Here is a 19,281-nt window from a genome sequence, read left to right as displayed (position 1 = left end):
GTGGAAGAACCGCTCTGGAAGGCGGTGATGCCGTTCGGCGTGCCGAGACCCGTCGGGCCGTCGTAGCCGACCTCCGCGGTGCAGAGGTAGGCCGGGGAGCAACTCGCGGTCGAGCCGCTGGTCACGTCGTTCAGCGCCGAGGTGTGGGCGTACAGGTAGGACGCCGGGTTGGTGCCCGCCGCCGGCGTGCCGGCCAGCGCGTAGACGGCCGCGATCAGCGGGGACGCGACGGAGGTGCCGCCGTAGACGTTCCAGCCGCCGTTGTTGTTGTACGTGTCGTAGACGGCCACGCCGGTGGCGGGGTCGGCCACCGCGGACACGTCCGCGACGGTTCGCTTGGAGCAGCCCGTGTCCTTCTGCCAGCTCGGCTTGGCGTCGTAGGCCGAGCAGCCCGACCCGGCGCCCTCGCTGGAGGAGGTGGACCACACCGACTCGGTCCAGCCACGGGAGTTGGAGGCCGTGGACAGCGCGGTGCCGCCGACCGCGGTGACGTACTGGGACGCGGCCGGGTACTCGGTCTCGTACCCCTCGTCGCCGGAGGACACGGTCACCGCGACACCCGGGTGGTCGTAGTACTCGGTGTCGTACGTGGTGTCGCTCGAGCTCTCACTGCCGCCGTAGCTGTTGGAGACGAACTTCGCCCCGGCGTTGACGGCCGCGTTCACGGCCTTGCCCAGGTCGTCGTTGCTCGCGGAGTTGGCCTCGGCGAGGATGATGTGGCAGTTGGGGCAGATGGCGGAGACCATGTCGATGTCCAGCGCCTCCTCACCGGTCCAGTCGTCGCTGGCCGGTGCGGGCGAGGGCAGCGGGCTGGTCGCCCCGTTCTCGTTGATCTTGGTGAAGCAGCCGCTGCCACAGGCCGGCAGGCCGAACTGGGTGCGGTAGGCGTTGAGGTCGCTCTGCGCGCTCGGGTAGTCGTAGGCGTCGACGACCGCGACCGTCTCGCCACCGCCGTTCGACGCCGCCGCCGAGGCCAGGTTGTAGGCCGACTGGAGCTGGCTCGGGCCGTAGCCGGACACCGTGGCCAGCGGCGTGGCCGCGCCGTGCGCCAGCTGGGGCTTGATGTCCGTGCGCTTCAGCGCCATGCAGCTGGCGAAACCCGTCGGCGCCTGCGGGCACTGCTGGTGGTATGACGTCGTGCTGCTCGCGGTGGCGGCCTGCGCCGGCGCGACCGCCGCGAGGCCGAACAGCGCCACCGTGGCGGCCGCGGCAGACGCGACCACGGTCCTTCCTAGCGCGCGCATACGGCGCGCCGAGTCCTGGGTAAGCAACCCACACCCTCCTGAGGGAACGAAGGGGAACGGCACCACGACATGACGGGACGTCAGAAGCGGTGCCATTCCGGTTCAGGGGAAACGAAGTGCACGTGCTGACGCCCCGTAGACACGCCCAGGACTCGGGCGACACACACGGGGAGTGACACCCTGCTACGTGGTGCTTACGTGAGAGTAGGGCTGACACGGACACGCTGAACAGAGTTCGGCGCCGAAAACTTCTGAGAATCCTCTGAGCGTTTCCTGGAAGGACCGCCACCCGCGGGCTCACCCGCGCCGAAGGCCGAACCACTCCTCGGGCACGAGGCGCAGGGCGAACCGGACGGCCGGGAGCAGCGCCCAGCACAGCGAGGCCGAGTGGGTGACCAGCGCGACCGGTACCGACACCGCGAAGGTCAGCACCACGGCCGCGATCCAGGTCAGAGTGGAGCCCACCATCGCGGGCGGCGTGCGCTCCCGCAGCAGCCCCGCCCGGCGCACCGCGGCGAAGGCCTGCCACAGGAACAGGCCCGCCAGCACCTGCGCGGCCGCGTAGACGGTGAACTGGACCTGGAACGCGTCGGCCTGACTGGTCAGCAACTTGGTCGCGAAGGGCATCAGGACGATCGTCAGCAGCCACAGCAGGTTCCACTGGATCGCGCCGCCCGTCAGCCCCTTCGCGTAGCGGAACAGGCGCTGGTGGAACAGCCAGTGCATGGCGACGACCGCGAAGCTGATCAGGAACGCCGCGTACTCCGTCAGGTGTCCGCGCAGGAAGTGCAGCACCTCGGCGTTGCCGTGGACGCCGTCCGCCGGGACCGGCAGCTCCAGGGCGAGCAGGGTGATGGCGATGGCGATCACGGCGTCCGAGAAGTAGATCAGCCGCTCCGGGCCGATCAGTTCGGTGTCGTGCGAGTCCTCGATCGTCCCGGTCCCGGTCGTCGTCATGCCGCCTCCCCCGCGGTGTGCGCGGCGGCCCTGGCCTTGGCCCGGTCGGCGTAGCGGCCGGAGAAGACGAAGGGGACCACGAACGCGAGGACCTGCACGACGACGAGCGGCACCGTCGCGGCGTGGGCGTAGTGGACGATGAGCGCGCACGCGACGGCGGAGGCGGCGAAGGCGGCGGTCCAGACGCTGGTCAGCACCATGTTGACCTGGACGAAGCGGGGCGCGTTCCAGAACTCCTCGGGCACCTGCGTGCGGGCGATGGAGAGCGTGAACGGCCGACGCACCATCAGGGACGCGAGCGCCGTGACCGCGAGGACCCCGTTCGCCAGCACGCACGTCCAGGTGTCGAGGCCGGACTTCGGGAAGGCGAGCGAGACGGCGGCCATCACCACGAAGAACCCGCACGTGGCGGCGCCGAGCAGGTCCACCCGGCCGGCCCGGACCTGACCGGCCAGCAGCAGCACGGCGACGACGGCGGCGACGCAGAAGCCGAGCCGCCAGTCGACCGGGCTCAGGGCCGCGTAGCACAGCCATGGAGCGAAACCGCGGACGTAGTTCACCAGGACCCCCCTTGTGGGCATGACGACGATACTCGAAGACTGACATGTCAAAGTTGGTATGTCTACTCCGACAGGTGAAGGTCGAGGGTTACGATGCGGGCATGAGTCTGCGTCACGCCCTTCTGGGCCTCCTCGCCGAGAAGCCGGCCAGCGGATACGACCTGCTCAAGCGGTTCGAGACCTCGCTGTCCATGGTCTGGCCCGCCCAACAGAGCCAGGTCTACGGAGAGTTGGCGAAGCTCAAGGAGGCCGGCCTGATCGAGGTCACCGGCACCGGCGCGCGCAACCGCCGCGACTACGGCATCACCGAGGAGGGCCGCGCGGAGCTGCACCGCTGGCTCACCGAGGTCGGCCCCGACCTCGCCTTCCGCAGCGCCGCCCTGTTGCGGGTGTTCTTCCTGTGGACGCTGAGCCGCGAGGAAGGCGTCGCCTACCTCAGGGACTTCGCCCGCGAGAACAGCGCCCGGCAGGCCGCCCTGGAGCAGGTCCGCGACACCGCGACCTGGGTCGGCGACCCGGTCCAGGTCTGCGGCTGGCTCGCCCTGGAGTTCGGCATCCGCGGTTCGCAGAACACGGCGGACTGGGCCGAGTGGGCCGCCGCGCAACTGGACGAGCAACTGGGCGGAAACCCCGGCGAGGAGCCCTCGGCGGCGGACCCGACCTGAGGCCGGGCCCGCGGAGTCTACGCCCGTTGCCAACCCGCGTAGAGCGATCATGACCTGCGGCGATGTCGACGACCCGGTGAACTGATGTCGACAGTCTCGCGAATCGCCCTACGCGGTTCGTGCGATGCCTCCATGCTGTCACCTGAGCACCACTCAGAGACGTCCGCCGATCGGAGACATCCGCGTCGGCCGGTTCAGGCTGCCCAGGTCTAGGAGGACCGTGTCCACTCCCCGCAACCGCATGCTCGTCGCCGCCATAGCGGTCAGCAGCGCGCTCGCCGCCGTCGCCCTGGCTCCATCGGCCGGCGCCACCCCCTCCGCCGACCTGGTCGTCAGTCAGGTCTACGGAGGCGGCGGCAACTCGGGCGCAACCCTGAAGAACGACTTCATCGAGCTGCGGAACAACGGGTCGGCCCCCGTCGACCTGTCCACCTGGTCCGTGCAGTACCTCTCCGCCTCGCCGGGGGCGACGACGACCTGGCAGGTGACCCCCCTCAGCGGCAGCATCGCGCCCGGCGGCTCCTACCTGGTCCAGGAGGCCGCCGGCACCGGCGGCACCGCCGACCTGCCCACCCCGGACGCGACCGGCGCGATCAATCTGAGCGGCACCTCGGGCACGGTCGCCCTGGTGACCTCGCAGACGGCGCTGAGCTGCAAGACCTCCGCCGACTGCGCGGGCGACGCGACCGTGCGCGACCTCGTCGGCTACGGCACGGCCGTGGTCCACGAGGGCGCCGCCGACGCCCCGACGCTCAGCAACACCACCGCGGACACCCGCAACGCCACCGGCACGGACACCGACCAGAACGGCGCCGACTTCACCGCCGTCGCCCCGCAGCCGAACAACTCCGCCACCGGAGGGGCGACCGGCAGCCCGAGCGCGAGCCCCAGCCCGACGGCGACGCCGGGCACCGTCCGGATCCACGACATCCAGGGCGCCAGCTGGGTCTCGCCGCTGAACGGCAAGACCGTGACCAACGTGCCCGGCGTGGTCACCGCGATCCGCACCAGCGGCAGCAAGGGCTTCTGGATCCAGGACCCGAACCCCGACGACAACCCGGCCACCAGCGAGGGCGTGTTCGTCTACACCGGTTCGGCCCCGACGGTCGCCGTCGGCGACGCGGTGCTGGTCTCCGCGAAGGTCTCGCAGTACTACCCGCTCGCCAGCGGCGACACCACCGCCACCACGTCCAACCTCTCCGTGACGGAGCTCGCCTCACCGACCGTCACCACGCTCAGCCACGGCAACCCGCTGCCCGCGCCGATCGTCCTCGACGCCTCGAACGTGCCCGCCACCTACGCGCCCAACCTCGGCGGCGGCAACATCGAGAACACCCCGATCACCCCCAGCCGCTCGGTCCTGGACTTCTACGAGTCCATCGAGGGCATGCGGGTCGAGGTCGACAACGCCCGCGTGATCGGCCCCTCCGACTCCTACGGCGAGCAGTACGTCACGGTCAAGCCGACCGAGGCGGTCACCTACCGCGGCGGCAGCGAGCTGACGGCCGAGAACGCCACGCCGTCGGGCCGCCTGGAGGTCGTCGCCGACGACGGCACCAACCCCGGGGTGAGCGTGGGCGACGAGTTCACCGGCGCGACCGTCGGCACCATCGACTACTCGCAGTACGGCGGCTTCCTGGTCGCGGCCTCCAGTCTGGGCGCCGTCCAGTCGGGCAACCTGGCGCCGGTGGTGGCCACCCCGGCCGCCGCCAAGGACCTCTCCATCGCCACGTACAACGTGGAGAACCTGGCCCCGTCCGACCCGGACACCAAGTTCACCGCGCTGGCCAAGGGCATCGTCACCAACCTGGCCAAGCCCGACATCATCGCCCTGGAGGAGATCCAGGACAACTCGGGCGCGACCGACGACGGCACCGTGGCCGCGGACCAGACCATCGGCAAGCTCACCGCCGCGATCACCGCCGCCGGCGGCCCGCAGTACAGCTACCGCGAGATCGACCCGGTCAACGACCAGGACGGCGGCCAGCCGGGCGGCAACATCCGGGTGGTCTTCCTGTACAACGCGGCCCGCGTGAGCTTCGTCGACCGCGGCCCCTCGGCCACCGACCGCAGCACCACCGGCACCCACATCGTCAAGGTCCACGGCGAGCCGCAGCTCACCCTGTCCCCGGGCCGGATCGACCCGACCAACCCGATCTGGAACTCCAGCCGCAAGCCGCTGGTGGGCGAGTTCAGCTTCCGCGGCAAGCCGGTCTTCGTCGTCGCCAACCACTTCGACGCCAAGCTCGGCGACCAGAACCAGGACGGCCGCTTCCAGTACCCGGCGCAGTCCTCGGCGCTCCAGCGCTCCGGCCAGGCCCAGGTCGTGCACGACTTCGTGCAGAGCATCCTCGCGGTGAAGAAGAACGCGGACGTGGTCGTCGTCGGCGACCTGAACGACTACCAGTTCAGCCCGGCCCTCCAGTCGCTGACCACGGGCACCGCGGACGGCACCGGGCCGCGGATCCTGACCGACCTCATCACCACGCTGCCGCTGAACGAGCAGTACACCTACGACTACGAGGGCGTCTCCGAGGTGCTCGACCACATCCTGGTCAGCCGGGGCGTCGGCGACAGCACCTACCAGGTCGTCCACATGAACTCGGAGTACACCCACCAGACCAGCGACCACGACCCGCAGGAGGTCCAGTTCCGTCCCTGACGGCTGACTGAAGGCTTCCCCGCAGGACTGCGCCTGCCGGACAGGCGCCTTCGGCGGGCCCGTTCCGGGGCTACCCGGGACGGGCCCGCCCGTCACATCGGTCGGGCCTTCCGCCGCAGGATGCGGGCGATGAGGGCGTCGATCTCGAGGACCTCCTGACCCTTCGCCACCCGGTCGAGCGTCTGGTCGAGGAAGGCCGTGACCTCCACGGCCGACGCGTCGACCAGCGCCTCGCCGCTCGGCGCGACCAGCAGGATCCGCAGGCGCTGCTCGCCGTCGCGCCGCAGCGGCCAGATCTTCACGTCCCCCGCCCCCGCGCGCCGGGACAGGCCCTCGATCAGCAGGTCGCGGGAGAGGATCCAGCGGCAGACGCCTTCGCCGACACGGAAGTCCATCCGGACCCCCAAGGGGTCCAGCTCGTGGTACTCCAGGCGTGCCTCCAGCGGCACGAGTTGGCCGGAAGGCAGCACAAGGCTCGCGTTCAGGTCACGCTCGATGGTCTCCATCGCGTTCCTCCCCAGGGTGCGTGCCCGCAGCCTCGGGGCATATGCACCCGACAAGGAAGCCCGCCCGCAGGTTTGCCACTCGATCGGGCGACACAATCAGACGAGTTTTCAGATTGCCTTCCGCGTCCGCCCCGTGAGGTCGTCGGAGACGGCGACCAGCAGCACGCGCGTGTCCGGGGCGGTGCTGCGCCAGCGGTGGCGGACGCCGCCCGCCAGGTAGAGGGTGTCGCCGCGGCGCAGCAGGTGGACCGTGCCGTCGGCCTCCACCTCCGCCGAGCCGTCCGCGACGTACATCAACTCGTCGTCGGGGTGCACGAACTCGCGGTCCGCCTGGTGGCCGCCGCCGGTGAACTCCAGCGCGTGCAACCGGCGTCGGCCGCGGACCAGCAACCGTGTCCCGGCGCCGGGCGCCAGGCCCCCGTCGTCCTCGGCACGGACGACGTCGACCGGATTCCCGCCCGCCTCGGCGGTGGCGAGCAGGTCGACGGCGGTGGTCTCCAGTCCGTCGGCGATGCGTTGCAGCGAGCGCATGCTCGGCCGGGCCCGTGCGTTCTCGACCTGGCTGAGGAACGGGACGGACAGGCCGGTGCGCCGCGCCACCTCCGCGAGGGTCAGGTCGAGGCTGCGGCGCCGACGGCGGATCGCGCGCCCGAGGCTCGGCTCGGCCCGCTCTCCGTCGCCCCCCGCCTCCGTGCCCGGTCGCGCTGCGTTCATGATCCCTGTTCCTCCCTGGAGCCACCTTACGCACCCGCGCGGCACGTTTCGTACGGCTGCCATACGACCGACACACACCGCTCCTATCGTCGAGGTGCTTTGACTGCATCAAAGAAACTTTGATGCCTGTTCATTCGCCTCTGACAGGAGTGGCCCGTGCCCCGAGTCGACCAGAACCAGCGCCGCCGCCGCGGCACCGGGCTCATCGCCCTGGATCCGGACGCCGCCTTCCCCGGCTTCACCCTCTTCGCCCCGCTCACCGCCGCCGGCCAGGTGCACCTGGTGGACCTTCAGGGCCGCACCGCGCACCGCTGGCAGCTCCCTTACCGTCCCGGCCGCCACGCGCGGATCGTGACCGGCGGCCAACTCGCCTACAACGGCGTGCTGCCCGGCGAGGAGGCGCTCTTCCCGATGTGGCACAAGTACCGCGGCGGCGTCATGCTGCGCGCGGCGGCGGACGGCACGGTGCTGTGGGAGCACCGGGACCCGCGCCAGCACCACGACGCCCACCACCTGGACGACGGCGGCGTCCTGTACACCGGCCTGGAGCCCCTGCGGGGCGCTGAGGCGAGGTCCGTCCTCGGCGGCGTCCCGGGCAGCGAGGCGGGCGGGACGACCGTGTGGGCCGACACCATCACGGAGGTCGGACCGGACGGATCCCCGCGCTGGACCTGGCACGCGGCCGAGCACCTCGACCGCGACGCCTACCCGCTGCACCCCGACTACGCCCGCGAACACTGGCCGCTGGTCAACAGCGTGACGCCGCTGGCCGACGGCAACGTGCTGGCCAGTCTGCGCAGCGTCTCCGCGGTGGTGGTGATCAGCCGGGCCACCGGGGAGGTCCTGTGGCGCTCCGCGCCCGGCACGGTCTCCCAGCAGCACCACCCCACCGAGCTGGACGACGGCCGCATCCTCGTCTTCGACAACGGCGTCTTCCGTCCCGGCCACGACGTTCCGTACTCGCGCGTCGTCGAGATCGACCGGACCGACGGGCGGGTCGTGTGGGAGTACCACGACCCGGCCCGGGAGTCGTTCTTCGCGCCCTTCATGGGCTCGGCGCAACGGCTGCCGGGCGGCAACACCCTGGTGACCGACTCGCCCGCGGGCCGCCTCTTCGAGGTGACCGCGGACGGCTACCTGTGCTGGGAGTACGTCGTGCCCCACTTCGGCGCCTACACCGAGCGCGAGGTCCGCTCGCTGTTCCCGGCCGAACCCAACGCCGTGTTCCGCGCGTACCGCTACGCCCTTGAGGAGATCCCATGGCTCGACGCCCACCCATGACCACCTCCCGTCCGCCGCCGGGATCCTGCCCCCGCGCGGTGCCGTTCCCAGCCACCGGGCACGACGAGATGCCCAGCCGCCTGAAGCCTCATCCTCGAAGCGATCGCGTTCATTCTGGGCGCTGCGCGTCCGGAACTCCTCTGATGCTGCCCCTGGCGGTACCGGGAGACGCGAGTTCCTGTCTACGCTCGACGGTATGGCTGATGACGCGGTTTTCCGTTCATTGGATGGGATTCGACTCTCCGGCACTCTCAATGCCGCACCGGCCGCACAGATCGGATGCGCGGTCTTGGCCCATGGGGCGGGCGTGACGCGGGAGGAGGGAGGGTTCTTCACTCGGCTCGCCGACGGCCTGGCCGCGGCCGGGGTTTCCAACCTGCGGTTCGACCTTCGAGCCCACGGAACCAGCGGCGGCCGTCCCTCGGATTTGACGATTGCCGGAGTGGCCAACGACATCCGGGCCGCGTCTGACCACCTGCGCGAAAGCACCGGCCGACCGGGACCGGTGCACGTGATCGCGGCGTCGTTCTCCGGCGGTGCTGCCGCCCTGCACGCCGCTCACCACCCTGAGGATGTCGCGCGCCTGGTGCTCCTGAACCCACGCATCAACTACAAGGACATGTACATCAAGGAGCGTTCCGGTTGGTTCGGCGACTATCTCTCCCCGGAGCGCGCGGTCGTGCTGGACGAGACCGGAGCCTTGCCTCGGGTGCCGTTCGAGACCGGACGGGCGCTGCTCAACGAGGTGTTCCACCTGCCGACACCAGAAGTGCTCTGTGGCCGCGTGCTCTCATCCGCACTGATCGTCCACGGCACGAAGGACACGTTCGTGGACGTGAGCCTGTCTCGCCGGTACGCCCCGCTGTTCGGGGGGAGTGCAGGAGCTGAGCTGTACGAACTCGATGGCGCGCAGCACGGCTTCGCTGTCCATGACGATCCGAGCTACGCGCACCCCCAAACGCAGGCATGGCAGAAAGAGGTGATCGCCAAGGTCGCCGATTTCCTGGCTTCCTAGTCGGCCGCCAGAACCACCAGGCGCTCATGCAGTTCCCGTACCTGCGGTCGTTGCCGGTACGGGAACAACGTCCGCGCGGCACCGTTGAGTGCGCTGATGGCCTGCCCGGAGCGGACTTCTGCGGCGATCTCAAGCGCTTGCAGCGCGACCGCGGCAGCCTCGTCCGGTTCGCCGATGTCGGCCAGGGAACCGGCCAGGAACGCGCTGTAGAGGGCGTGGTCCCGGGGAGCGAACGCGTCGGTGGTGAGATGCGCTTGGAACGCTGCGACGGCCTCGACGGGGCGTCCGGCCTCACGCAGACGGATCGCTGACTGTACGAGGAGACGTTCCCGCGTGTAGCCGTCGCCGAGCGGCCCTGTGCACGAGGCGGGCCCCACCGGCGCTTCAGCACGGTCGAGCGCGGCGTGAGCCCTGTCAAGGACCCGGGCAACCTCGTCGGCGTCAGCGCCGGTCATGGCCAGGCCGCGCGCTTCCTGCTGGAGCGCTTCCGCACGGGGTCGCAGGGGCAGCGTCCACGGGCCGCTTGTCGCGGCCGCGGCCAGGTCGAGCATCCGCGCCGGATCGTTGCGACCGAGGGCCTGGGCCTGCCGCATCAGCACGTAGGCGTGCATCGCGCCGTCCCCGGTGAACGTGGCCCACTCCTTGGCCTGGCCGTGCCAGTACCCGACGGTGTGTCCGGACGAGCCGACATCGTGGTGCAACCATGCTGTGAATTCCGCTGCCCGGGAACCGAGGACGAGAAGCTCACGGCGGACCGCCGGCTTGGCCTCACGGGCGGCGATGCTGATCGCGGACAGGATGCCCAGCGCGGCGGGCATCGCCCGAAGCGACCCCCTCCGCACGTCCATGCAGGCTGTCTCATCGAGAGCCGCCCGCAGATGGCCGACAAGTTCGTGATCGGCGTAGCGGTGGGCGTTTCGGACAGCCGCAGTGAGGTGTTCAAGGGCAGCAAGATCGAACAGCGGGGCAGCCCCCGCAATGACGGCACCAAGGAAGCTGCGACGACGGACGTCGTCCTCCATGGGGAGCCTAGACGGGTCCACCGCCCCTTGTGGCAGCGTCGGCAGTCTGCCCGAAATCGGCTCGGGCTCGATGAACGGCTCCAGGCAGAGAACTTCGATCAGGAAGGGCAACCAAGGGCCCGGGGTGCGTCGGTTCGTCTCCCACCTGTAGACATCGTTCGCGGTGCAAGTTCCCCAGCCAGATGCCTGATTGAGCAGGTCAGCCAACCCTTTCTGGGTGAGGCCGCGCCCCTTGCGGGCCTTCTTGATCACAGGCCCGAGTACGGAACCATTGATCTGAGTCACGGGCATGACTCCCTGTCAATCTTCCAGCTGTTCGGCCAGCATGGCAGACCGCCGGGCAGATCCACACCTTGAGTGACGGGTTGTTCACTAGATCATGTCGCCGCCCGAACCCATTCCCTGGCACGGCCCCAGGCTCCCCCTGGAGCTCCGGGCGGCGTCCGCGACCACGACACCCGAGGAGCCGACCGTGCCCACCGCCCTGCCCATCCGCATCCCGCAGGCCACCGGCCACGTCTCTGCCTCGCCGCGAATGGCCCCCGCCTATCCCGGCGGCCGCTACGCCTGCGAGGTGGACCCGGACAGCGAGCACCCGGTCATCCACGAGCCCAACCGACGATGGTGCGCGGTGCGCGCGGAGTTCTTGGTGGGAGTGGCCAAGGGCGTCGAGTGGACCAGGAAGCGCCGCGCGGCGGAAGCCGACGGAGTACGACCGTGAGCCTCGACCCCGGTGACTGGACGCCCGCGGACCTGCGTGCTCTCGCGAACTCGCTGCCACCGCGGCCGCTCCGACAGCACACAATGTCGCTCACGGTGCGCCAACAGGACGCAGCCGGCGCGTGGTCGGAGATTTCGCGTCAGGAGGTCACTGCATCGCAGTGCGACGCCATGCAGACCCTGGCGTTCCCTCCCTGCGAGTGCCCGCAGTGCAAGGCCAAGCGGGCGGAGACCACCGGCCGGAGGCACAGTCCATCCGAGCAGTAGACCCGCGTGGGGCGTGTTATCCCCGTGTCGGCTCCCGCCGTCCTGCCGAGCGCAGGCCACCGTCACCTGACGGGACTGCGCTTCCGCGCGGACTCCGCGGCCCACTCCAGATACGTCTGCAACCCCGACGTCCGCTGGTGCGGCGCGATTTCCGAATCGGAAATGCACGAGCGAGCCTCCGAGACACCACCCCCGGCGGGAGGATGGCTGCCATGGCAGATCTGTGCGACAGGCGGCCTAGGTGCAACTCCTCGACGCATGGGGCCATCCGCCATCCGCACGACCGAGGAAATCGTTTCGCGGGACTACCCCCTTCTGCGACTAGCACATAGATCCCGTCCACCACTACTTGGCGCAGCACCACGGCCGGGCTCCTCCGGATCGCGGAGACCAGGATGACCTGCAACGTCGGCCAATCCATCTGTCTGGACCAGCCCTCGCACCGAACTCACTTGAGGGCGTGAGCCGTTGGCATCGGGGATACTGGCTGCCCAGTCCGAGCACGGGAGGGCACCATGGCCAAGCACCCTGTTCCGAAGCACCTGACGATCACCATTGATTTCGATCTCCAGACCGAAGGGTCGACAGTCCAGTATCAGCGAGCTCATACGGCTTACGTGGTCGCCGTCGAGGCGGCGATCGAGGAGGCCAGGAGGGTGCTGCCACCGGACAGCATCAAGGAGATTACGAGCGAGATCGACTGGTCGTACCGCTGGCAGCGGCGTACTCACCCCCGCTACACGCGAGCGGAGGCGGTCCCGGGAGGGCTCGCGGAAGACGTTGTCGATGAGGGGTCCTGGGACGACCCGGGCGTCGTGTGGGACCACGTGAGAGGTGAATGGCTGCCGACGCGGATGACACCCAACGGCGACGTCGAGGTTGGCCCTTTCGACGATGACGACGAAGTGGCCTGACCGGGAGGAACAGCAGAGTTCGAGCCAGCGGTTCGTCGTCGAGCTCTGGTCGCCGTGGACCGTGCTCCCGTCGGGGGTCCGTTGATAATCGCAGCGACCGAGAAACGCGAGCGAGCCTGCTACCCCAGGCTGGGCGCGTGGCTCGCCTCTCCGACCACCGACAGTCGGATTTTCCTGCTCCGTTTTCCGGCTGGGCGGGTCGGCCGTCTCGGACGACTCCGCGGGCGACCGCCCTCGCGGTACGCGCCGGCGGCCGAACTCGGCGAGGACCAGGCCGATGAGGAGCCGCAACAAGCAGGGCTGCTGCCATTTAGCCGGGGGCCCAGCGGTTTCTCTGGTGGCGGGACCGCCGTCGGCGGTCATCGCCGGGGCGGCCCTGCTCGTCTACGCGACGATCACGGTCACGGGAGTGGACATGCTCGGCCGACTGCGCCTCGGCGGCCCCCGACGCGCTGACCGTCGGCCTGGCGCTGACAGCGGGTCTGCTGCCGCTCGCCGCATCCGGTCTGTACGCTGGCCTGCCCAAGTGGGCCCAGTCGGTCCTCGGCACCGGCGTGGTCGCCGACACCGTGACGGCGGGCCTGCTGCACGCCTGCACCCGGCGCTCGCGGGACGAGCAGGGGGCGGGACCGCCGCGCCCCGCGGGTCAGCAGGCGTGCGGGACGAGGCGGACACGGTCGGGGTCGAAGACGCTGCGCGGGCCGGTGACCGGACCGATCTCGATCCGCCCGATCAGGTACCTGCGGACCTCCGCCTGCTGGGACGGCGCCATGCGCCGCCACGCCGAAGGGGAGAGCCGCCCCCCGCCGAGGTCCGCGACGGCGTCCGGGGCACGCAGCACGACGGCCCGGTTCTCCGCGCGGATCCGGGCGGCGACCTCCTCGCGCTCACGGCTCGCCGCCTGGTCGTCCGCCGACGGCACGCCGCCTTCGAGGAGTTCGACGAGCTCCGCGAGGCGGGCCTGGTGACGGCGCCGCGTCTCGGCGGTCCGGGCGTCCAGGACCGCCGCCGGCGCGGAACAGGACGCCTCGCGAGCATCCACAGCGTCCAGGAGGCCCAGGACCTCCTCGTCGACCAGTTCCTCGAGCCGGGTCGCGCTGATGTACCGGAAGCAGGGTGCGCGGCCCGCCACACGGCGTCCGGTACAGGCGTAGGTCGGGTAGTCGTCGACGGCGGAGCCGACCATCGGGTGGCCGCAGCGCCCGCAGCGGACGAGCCCGGTCAGCGGGTAGTGGCGCTCGGCCGGGCGGTTCTCCCGGGCGCTCTGCCGGGTGAGCCCGCGCAGCGCCCTCGCCGCCTCCCAGTCGGCCACGCTGACGCACGGCTTCCACGCCGCGCGCACCGGCGTGCCGTCGGCCTCGCGCACGATCTCCCCGGCCCTCACCCGCAGTCCGGCGTAGCGGGGGGCGTCGATGATCCGGCCGACCTTCGTCGAGGTCCACCGGCCGCCCGCCGCCGTGGGGACGCACTCGTCCGTGAGCGCGCGGGCGATCCACGACAGGGTCCGGCCCGTCAGGAACCAGGTGAAGACGCGGTCGACGACGTCCGCCTCCTCGGGGACGAGGTCGTAGTCGCCCAGGGTGTAGCCGTAGGCGCGCCGTCCGCCGCCGTGCGGTCGGCCGGACGACGCCTCCTCGGCCTGCGCGGCCCGCACCGAGTCCGCGAGGCGACGCCTGCCCCGCCGCGCGCTGCGGGCCCGTTCGAGCAGCGCGTGGCGGGCCGCGGGCCGGTTCAGCTCGGCGCCCCCGTCGGGGGCCACGGGATCGAGCAGCACCAGGGCGTGGCGCTCGACCAGGGTCAGCAGTTCGTCCAAGTCCTCGGGTCGGCGTCGCCCGAGTTCGTGGACGTCGAAGACCACGGCGTGCGTGACGCGGCCGGAGCCCAGTTCCCGCAGCAGCCCCTCCCAGCCGGGCCTGGACGTGCCCGTCGCCGTCCAGCTCGTCGCCTGAGGGTCGAGGAACACTCTCCGGGGCGCGACCGCGATCCCCTGGCGGGCGGTCAACTCGCGGCACCCCGCCTCGCGCTGATCGATCCCCACCTGCCGCGCGGACTGCCGGTGCGCCACCCGGCAGTACACGGCGCCCTGGTGTGACATGTCCGGCACGCCACCTTTCACCCTGTCCCCCCGATCACCCGTCAGTTCCCGCTTCCTGCGGTGGAAGCGATGGTTCCTCTGAGTTTCTTCTGAGTCAACGTCCGGCCGCTGTGAATCCGTCGCACACAAACGCGCTACGCGCGTTGACCCACGCTCAACAGCACGCTTTACCGGGCGGTAACGAAGGGAGTGATGCGTTCCTGTGAAAACCTTCTGAGGCCTCATTGACGCGCTGCCGCACCCGCTGCTTCTCTTTTCACAGCAAGGCGCACCACGCCATGTGGTGACATGAATCCCACCCCGCCGCCGCACCGGCCCTGCCGCATGCGCTCTATTGGCATGCGCACGACAGCACACAGCACACGACGCACGTGCGGCGGCCGACAACCGAGAGGACCCAGGATCTCCATGGGCATGGCCCACCTCAGGCGACCCCGCGTCGCCACCGCGGGCTTCGCGGCCGTCGCCGTCATCGGCGCGCTCGCGGCCGCGACTCCGGCGTCAGCCAGTACCTCGTCAGCCGCCGCGTCGACCGCCGTGCACGTCAAGCACCTGTGCGCGGCCCCCGCGCACGTGCGGACGATGTCCTGCCTGGCGCTGGCCCGGACCGACATCGCCGAACCGCACGCTCTGACCGCCAACGCGGTGTCCCCGATGGCCACGCCCTCCGGCTACGGCCCGAGCGACCTGCTGAGCGCCTACAACCTGCCCGCGAACGGCGGCGCGGGCCAGACCGTGGCGATCGTGGACGCGCAGGACGACCCGAACGCCGAGTCGGACCTGGCGGCCTACCGCAGCCAGTACGGCCTGCCGGCCTGCACCACGGCCAACGGCTGCTTCAAGAAGGTCGATGAGAACGGCGGCACCAACTACCCGAGTGCCGACTCGGGTTGGGCCGGCGAGATCTCCCTCGACCTGGACATGGTCTCCGCGGTGGCCCCCTCCGCGCACATCATCCTGGTCGAGGCGTCCTCGGCGAACATGAGCGACCTGGGCGCCGGCGTCAACGAGGCCGTCGCGCTCGGCGCGAAGTTCGTCTCCAACAGCTACGGCGGCTCCGAGGACTCCACGGACCTCTCCGCTGACAGCAGCTACTTCAACCACCCGGGCGTCGCCATCACCGTCTCCGCCGGTGACGAGGCGTACGGCGCGGAGTACCCGGCCGCGTCGCAGTACGTGACCTCGGTGGGCGGCACCTCGCTCAGCCGGGCGTCGAACAGCCGTGGCTGGAGCGAGAGCGTCTGGTCCACCTCCAGCACCGAGGGCACCGGCTCGGGCTGCTCGGCCTACGACCCGAAGCCGACCTGGCAGACCGACACGGGCTGCTCCAAGCGCACCATCTCGGACGTGTCCGCCGTCGCCGACCCGGCCACCGGCGTCGCCGTCTACGACAGCTACGGCGCCTCCGGCTGGCAGGTCTACGGCGGCACCAGCGCCTCCTCCCCGATCATCGCCTCGGTGTACGCCGACGCGGGCGCCCCGGGCAGCGGCGACTACCCGTCCAAGTACCCGTACCAGCACACCAGCGCGCTCAACGACGTCACCTCGGGCAGCAACGGCTCCTGCTCCCCGTCCTACCTGTGCACCGCGGGCGCCGGCTACGACGGCCCGACCGGCCTCGGCACACCGAACGGCCTGACCGCGTTCACCGCGGGCGGCAGCAGCGGCGCCGAGACGGTGAGCGTCACCAACCCGGGCACCCAGACCACCACGGTGGGCACCGCGGTCTCGAAGCAGCTCTCCGCGACGGACTCGGCGGGCAAGTCGCTCACCTACTCCGCGACCGGTCTCCCGGCCGGCCTGTCGATCTCCTCGACCGGCCTGATCTCCGGCACCCCGACCACCGCGGGCACCTCCAACGTGACGGTCACCGCCACCTCCGGCACCGCGTCGGGTTCGACGTCCTTCACCTGGACCGTCAACTCCAGTGGCGGCGGCTCGGGTTGCACCAGCACGGGCCAGAAGCTGGGCAACCCCGGCTTCGAGACCGGCACCGCCTCCCCGTGGACCGCGTCCTCCGGCGTCGTCAGCAACTCCAGCTCCGAGCCCGCCCACTCCGGCAGCTGGGACGCGTGGCTGGACGGCTACGGCTCCACCCACACCGACACCCTGTCCCAGTCGGTGGCCATCCCGGCCGGCTGCAGCGCGAACTTCTCGTTCTACCTGCACGTCGACACCGCCGAGACCACGACGACCACGGCCTACGACACCCTCAAGGTCCAGGTCCTCAACTCCTCCGGCACCGTGCTCGGCACCCTGGCGACCTACTCGAACCTGAACGCCGCCAGCGGCTACACCCAGCACTCCTTCAACCTGTCCAGCTACGCCGGACAGACCGTCACCCTCAAGTTCACCGGCGCCGAGGACTCCAGCGCCCAGACCAGCTTCGTCATCGACGACACGGCCCTCAACGCCTCCTGACGCCGACGAACTGAGCTGACCCGCACCACGCACACGGGGCTCCCCGCCGATGGCCGGCGGGGAGCCCCGTCGTTTCGTGAGTGCTCAACTCGGCCTGCACAGTGAGTGGTTGTGACAACCGAGTGCCCCATGCGTCACATCTCTGATGTACATTGGCCAAGCCCACAGAGATGTGCATGACTTGTAGTGATCTCATGTCCATGCGGAGCCAGGGGTGCCACTCCTGAGCGCATTGTGAGCAGAATCTGGTCGGCCGTGGTCGAAGTTCAGCCACGTGGTCGACCAGGTCCGACGGGGGATGTCATGCGAGGTTCGTTCGTGATCGGGAGCATTCCACCGTGTGGTTCCAACCCCGCCAATCCGGAGGCACGCCCCGGACCGACGTCCCCGGCACCGGGGCACCGAGCCCGCTGGCGCCGGATCCCACGGGTGCGGGAGGCGGGGCAGCCGACGGCAGAGCAGCCGGGGTCCCGACCTTCGGCGGCGGCCTGACCGACCGTGACATCGCGCTGATACGCACCAGCCTGGCCGTGGTCGAGCCGCTCGCCGCGGACATGGCGGTCTACTTCTACTCGATCCTGTTCACCCGCTATCCGCAGGTCAGGGACATGTTCCCGCCGGGCATGGACGCCCAGCGCGGACGCCTGCTGCGAGCGCTGCTGCACATCGTCGACCTGGTCGACGACGCGGAGGCGCTGGGGCGCTTCTGCTCCCACCTGGGCCGCGACCACCGCAAGTTCGGCACCGAGAACGCGCACTACGACGCGGTCGGGGCGTGCCTGCTGGCGGCCCTCGAGAGGTTCGCCGGGCCCGCGTGGAACCCCGAGGTGGCCCAGGCCTGGACCCGCGCCTACACCGCCGTCGCCCAGACCATGATCCAGGCGGCGGACCAGGACGCCCGGACCCGCCCCGCCATGTGGCACGCCCGGATCGTGCACCGCCAGGAGTTCTCCCACGGCATCGCCGCGATCACCGTGCAGCCCGACACGCCCTACGCGTACTCCGCCGGACAGTACGTCAGCATGGAGACCCCCTGGTGGCCCCGGGAGTGGCGCTACTACTCCCCCGCCAACGCACCGCGCCCCGACGGCACGCTCACCTTCCACGTGCGCGCGATTCCGGCCGGCTGGGTCAGCAACGCCCTGGTCAAGCGCTCCACCGTCGGCGACGTGGTCCGACTCGGCCCTCCACTGGGCGACATGGTGCTCGATCCGGCGTCCGGGCGGGACATCCTGTGCGTCGCCGGGGGCACCGGGCTGGCCCCGATCCGCGCCCTGGTCGAGGAGAGCGCCCGCAGCGGCCACCAGCGCCAGATGGACGTCTTCATCGGCGCCCGCACCTCGCGCGAGCTCTACGGGCTCGACGAGATGCTCCGCTTCGCCCAGCGCAACCACTGGCTCCGGGTCCGGGCCGCGGTCTCCGACGAGGACATCCTCGGTCTCAGCGGCTCGCTGCCGCAGGTGCTTCAGGAGTTCGGCCCCTGGTACCGGCACGACGCCTACCTCAGCGGCCCCGCCTCCATGGTGACGGCCGCCGCCGACGCCCTCACCCGGACCGGCGTCCCGCGCTCACGCATCCGCCACGACCCGCTCGACGTGCCGGTCCTGTCCGTGAACTGAGCGCACGCCCACGCGGTCCCCCGCCCGCGCCCGCGCGTGCACCGCCGCCCCTCACCCCCAGGAGCATTCCTCCGTGACCGAGCCCAACCACCGCTTCGGTTCCGCCGGCGAGCGCATGCTGCAGCAGCGGCACGGCACCACCGAACGCGCCGCCGCCTTCTACGACCGGCAGGTGCACCCGCACCTGACACCGGCCATGAGCGCGTTCATCGCCCGGATGTCGATGGTCTTCCTGTCCACGGCGGACGCCCAGGGCTCCTGCGACGCGAGCTTCCGCGCGGGCCCGCCGGGCTTCGTCCAGGTACTGGGCGACCGCACTCTGGCCTACCCGGAATACCGCGGCAACGGCGTCATGGCCAGCGCCGGCAACATCGCCGAGAACCCCCACCTCGGCATGCTGTTCATGGACTTCACCCAGGACCACGTCGGCCTCCACGTCAACGGCACCGCCGCCCTCCACCCCGACGCCCAGGTGCGCAGCCGCTACCCCGACCTCCCGGTCGACCCCGCCCCGGGCCGCCGCCCGGAGCTGTGGGTGCAGGTCCACGTCGACGAGGCGTACATCCACTGCTCCAAGCACATCCCCCACCTGGAACCCGCCGCCCGCCCCCGCGACCCC

16 protein-coding genes are annotated in these 19,281 nt (G+C 70.7%); 9 read left to right on the top strand and 7 right to left on the bottom strand.

Features of this window, described 5'->3' with window-relative positions; genetic code table 11:
• The 3 genes from TR50_RS25645 to TR50_RS25635 form a co-directional block, all read right to left on the bottom strand.
• Nucleotides 1–1,223: S53 family peptidase (locus tag TR50_RS25645; RefSeq protein WP_439654240.1), on the bottom strand; the 1,223-nt coding region annotated here is incomplete at its 3' end.
• 318 nt (nt 1,224–1,541) lie between these two features.
• Complete coding sequence (locus TR50_RS25640) at nt 1,542–2,201, bottom strand: TMEM175 family protein (protein WP_042426499.1); 660 nt, start codon at nt 2,199–2,201, stop codon at nt 1,542–1,544.
• On the bottom strand, nt 2,198–2,782 hold the full coding sequence (locus TR50_RS25635) for a hypothetical protein (protein WP_152648626.1): 585 nt from the start codon (nt 2,780–2,782) through the stop codon (nt 2,198–2,200). Before TR50_RS25635 ends, TR50_RS25640 begins: the two co-directional genes overlap by 4 nt.
• Nucleotides 2,783–2,862: 80 nt before the next feature.
• Here TR50_RS25635 and TR50_RS25630 point away from each other — a divergent pair, with 80 nt between their 5' ends.
• Nucleotides 2,863–3,426 carry a PadR family transcriptional regulator gene (locus TR50_RS25630; RefSeq protein ID WP_042426497.1) on the top strand — a complete coding sequence of 188 codons (564 nt, stop codon included), beginning with the start codon at nt 2,863–2,865 and terminating at the stop codon, nt 3,424–3,426.
• A 220-nt stretch (nt 3,427–3,646) separates the two neighbouring features.
• Nucleotides 3,647–6,088, top strand: coding sequence for a DUF8508 domain-containing protein (locus tag TR50_RS25625; protein WP_236654589.1), 2,442 nt, complete (start codon nt 3,647–3,649; stop codon nt 6,086–6,088).
• A gap of 92 nt (nt 6,089–6,180) precedes the next feature.
• Here the strand turns inward: TR50_RS25625 and TR50_RS25620 are convergent, their stop codons facing one another.
• The gene (locus TR50_RS25620) at nt 6,181–6,594 is read right to left on the bottom strand and encodes an SsgA family sporulation/cell division regulator (RefSeq protein ID WP_042426491.1); all 414 of its coding nucleotides are present in this window, start codon (nt 6,592–6,594) and stop codon (nt 6,181–6,183) included.
• A 108-nt stretch (nt 6,595–6,702) separates the two neighbouring features.
• Nucleotides 6,703–7,308: a helix-turn-helix domain-containing protein gene (locus TR50_RS25615; RefSeq protein WP_042426488.1), complete on the bottom strand. Its 606-nt coding sequence runs from the start codon at nt 7,306–7,308 to the stop codon at nt 6,703–6,705.
• Between the two features lie 156 nt (nt 7,309–7,464).
• Here TR50_RS25615 and TR50_RS25610 point away from each other — a divergent pair, with 156 nt between their 5' ends.
• Complete coding sequence (locus TR50_RS25610; RefSeq protein ID WP_042426485.1) at nt 7,465–8,589, top strand: aryl-sulfate sulfotransferase; 1,125 nt, start codon at nt 7,465–7,467, stop codon at nt 8,587–8,589.
• A gap of 196 nt (nt 8,590–8,785) precedes the next feature.
• Nucleotides 8,786–9,604, top strand: a complete 819-nt coding sequence (locus TR50_RS25605; protein WP_042426482.1) for an alpha/beta hydrolase — start codon at nt 8,786–8,788, stop codon at nt 9,602–9,604.
• Here TR50_RS25605 and TR50_RS25600 read toward each other — a convergent pair.
• Nucleotides 9,601–10,911, bottom strand: a complete 1,311-nt coding sequence (locus tag TR50_RS25600) for a helix-turn-helix domain-containing protein (protein WP_160311178.1) — start codon at nt 10,909–10,911, stop codon at nt 9,601–9,603. The two genes, TR50_RS25605 and TR50_RS25600, sit on opposite strands and share 4 nt — an antisense overlap.
• Nucleotides 10,912–11,098: 187 nt before the next feature.
• On the opposite strand from TR50_RS25600, the gene TR50_RS25595 reads away from it, so the two are divergent.
• On the top strand, nt 11,099–11,347 hold the full coding sequence (locus TR50_RS25595) for a hypothetical protein (protein WP_042426479.1): 249 nt from the start codon (nt 11,099–11,101) through the stop codon (nt 11,345–11,347).
• Nucleotides 11,348–12,128: 781 nt separating this feature from the next.
• Nucleotides 12,129–12,527 carry a hypothetical protein gene (locus TR50_RS47955; protein ID WP_042426473.1) on the top strand — a complete coding sequence of 133 codons (399 nt, stop codon included), beginning with the start codon at nt 12,129–12,131 and terminating at the stop codon, nt 12,525–12,527.
• Nucleotides 12,528–13,173: 646 nt separating this feature from the next.
• Here TR50_RS47955 and TR50_RS25580 read toward each other — a convergent pair.
• The gene (locus TR50_RS25580) at nt 13,174–14,622 is read right to left on the bottom strand and encodes a recombinase family protein (RefSeq protein WP_042426470.1); all 1,449 of its coding nucleotides are present in this window, start codon (nt 14,620–14,622) and stop codon (nt 13,174–13,176) included.
• Between the two features lie 414 nt (nt 14,623–15,036).
• Between TR50_RS25580 and TR50_RS25575 the strand changes: the two genes are divergently transcribed.
• From TR50_RS25575 to TR50_RS25565, 3 genes are all read left to right on the top strand, one after another.
• Nucleotides 15,037–17,043, top strand: a complete 2,007-nt coding sequence (locus tag TR50_RS25575; protein WP_042426571.1) for a putative Ig domain-containing protein — start codon at nt 15,037–15,039, stop codon at nt 17,041–17,043.
• Between the two features lie 338 nt (nt 17,044–17,381).
• Nucleotides 17,382–18,662, top strand: coding sequence for a globin domain-containing protein (locus tag TR50_RS25570; RefSeq protein WP_236654588.1), 1,281 nt, complete (start codon nt 17,382–17,384; stop codon nt 18,660–18,662).
• 115 nt (nt 18,663–18,777) lie between these two features.
• Nucleotides 18,778–19,281: pyridoxamine 5'-phosphate oxidase family protein (locus TR50_RS25565; RefSeq protein ID WP_063775147.1), on the top strand; the 504-nt coding region annotated here is incomplete at its 3' end.

Origin of the sequence: Streptacidiphilus anmyonensis (assembly GCF_000787855.1) — a bacterium.
Classification (GTDB): domain Bacteria; phylum Actinomycetota; class Actinomycetes; order Streptomycetales; family Streptomycetaceae; genus Streptacidiphilus; species Streptacidiphilus anmyonensis.
The sequence above is the reverse complement of the archived record's forward strand: the minus strand, read 5'-3'. Positions and strand labels throughout refer to the sequence as shown.

Excerpts from the sequence above, each read along its gene's own strand:
- TR50_RS25575 (WP_042426571.1), top strand. The coding sequence starts at position 15,037 with ATGGCCCACCTCAGGCGACCCCGCGTCGCCACCGCGGGCTTCGCGGCC.
- TR50_RS25635 (WP_152648626.1), bottom strand. The coding sequence starts at position 2,782 with ATGCCCACAAGGGGGGTCCTGGTGAACTACGTCCGCGGTTTCGCTCCA.
- TR50_RS25630 (WP_042426497.1), top strand. The coding sequence starts at position 2,863 with ATGAGTCTGCGTCACGCCCTTCTGGGCCTCCTCGCCGAGAAGCCGGCC.
- TR50_RS25620 (WP_042426491.1), bottom strand. The coding sequence starts at position 6,594 with ATGGAGACCATCGAGCGTGACCTGAACGCGAGCCTTGTGCTGCCTTCC.
- TR50_RS25615 (WP_042426488.1), bottom strand. The coding sequence starts at position 7,308 with ATGAACGCAGCGCGACCGGGCACGGAGGCGGGGGGCGACGGAGAGCGG.
- TR50_RS47955 (WP_042426473.1), top strand. The coding sequence starts at position 12,129 with ATGGCCAAGCACCCTGTTCCGAAGCACCTGACGATCACCATTGATTTC.
- TR50_RS25640 (WP_042426499.1), bottom strand. The coding sequence starts at position 2,201 with ATGACGACGACCGGGACCGGGACGATCGAGGACTCGCACGACACCGAA.
- TR50_RS25605 (WP_042426482.1), top strand. The coding sequence starts at position 8,786 with ATGGCTGATGACGCGGTTTTCCGTTCATTGGATGGGATTCGACTCTCC.
- TR50_RS25580 (WP_042426470.1), bottom strand. The coding sequence starts at position 14,622 with ATGTCACACCAGGGCGCCGTGTACTGCCGGGTGGCGCACCGGCAGTCC.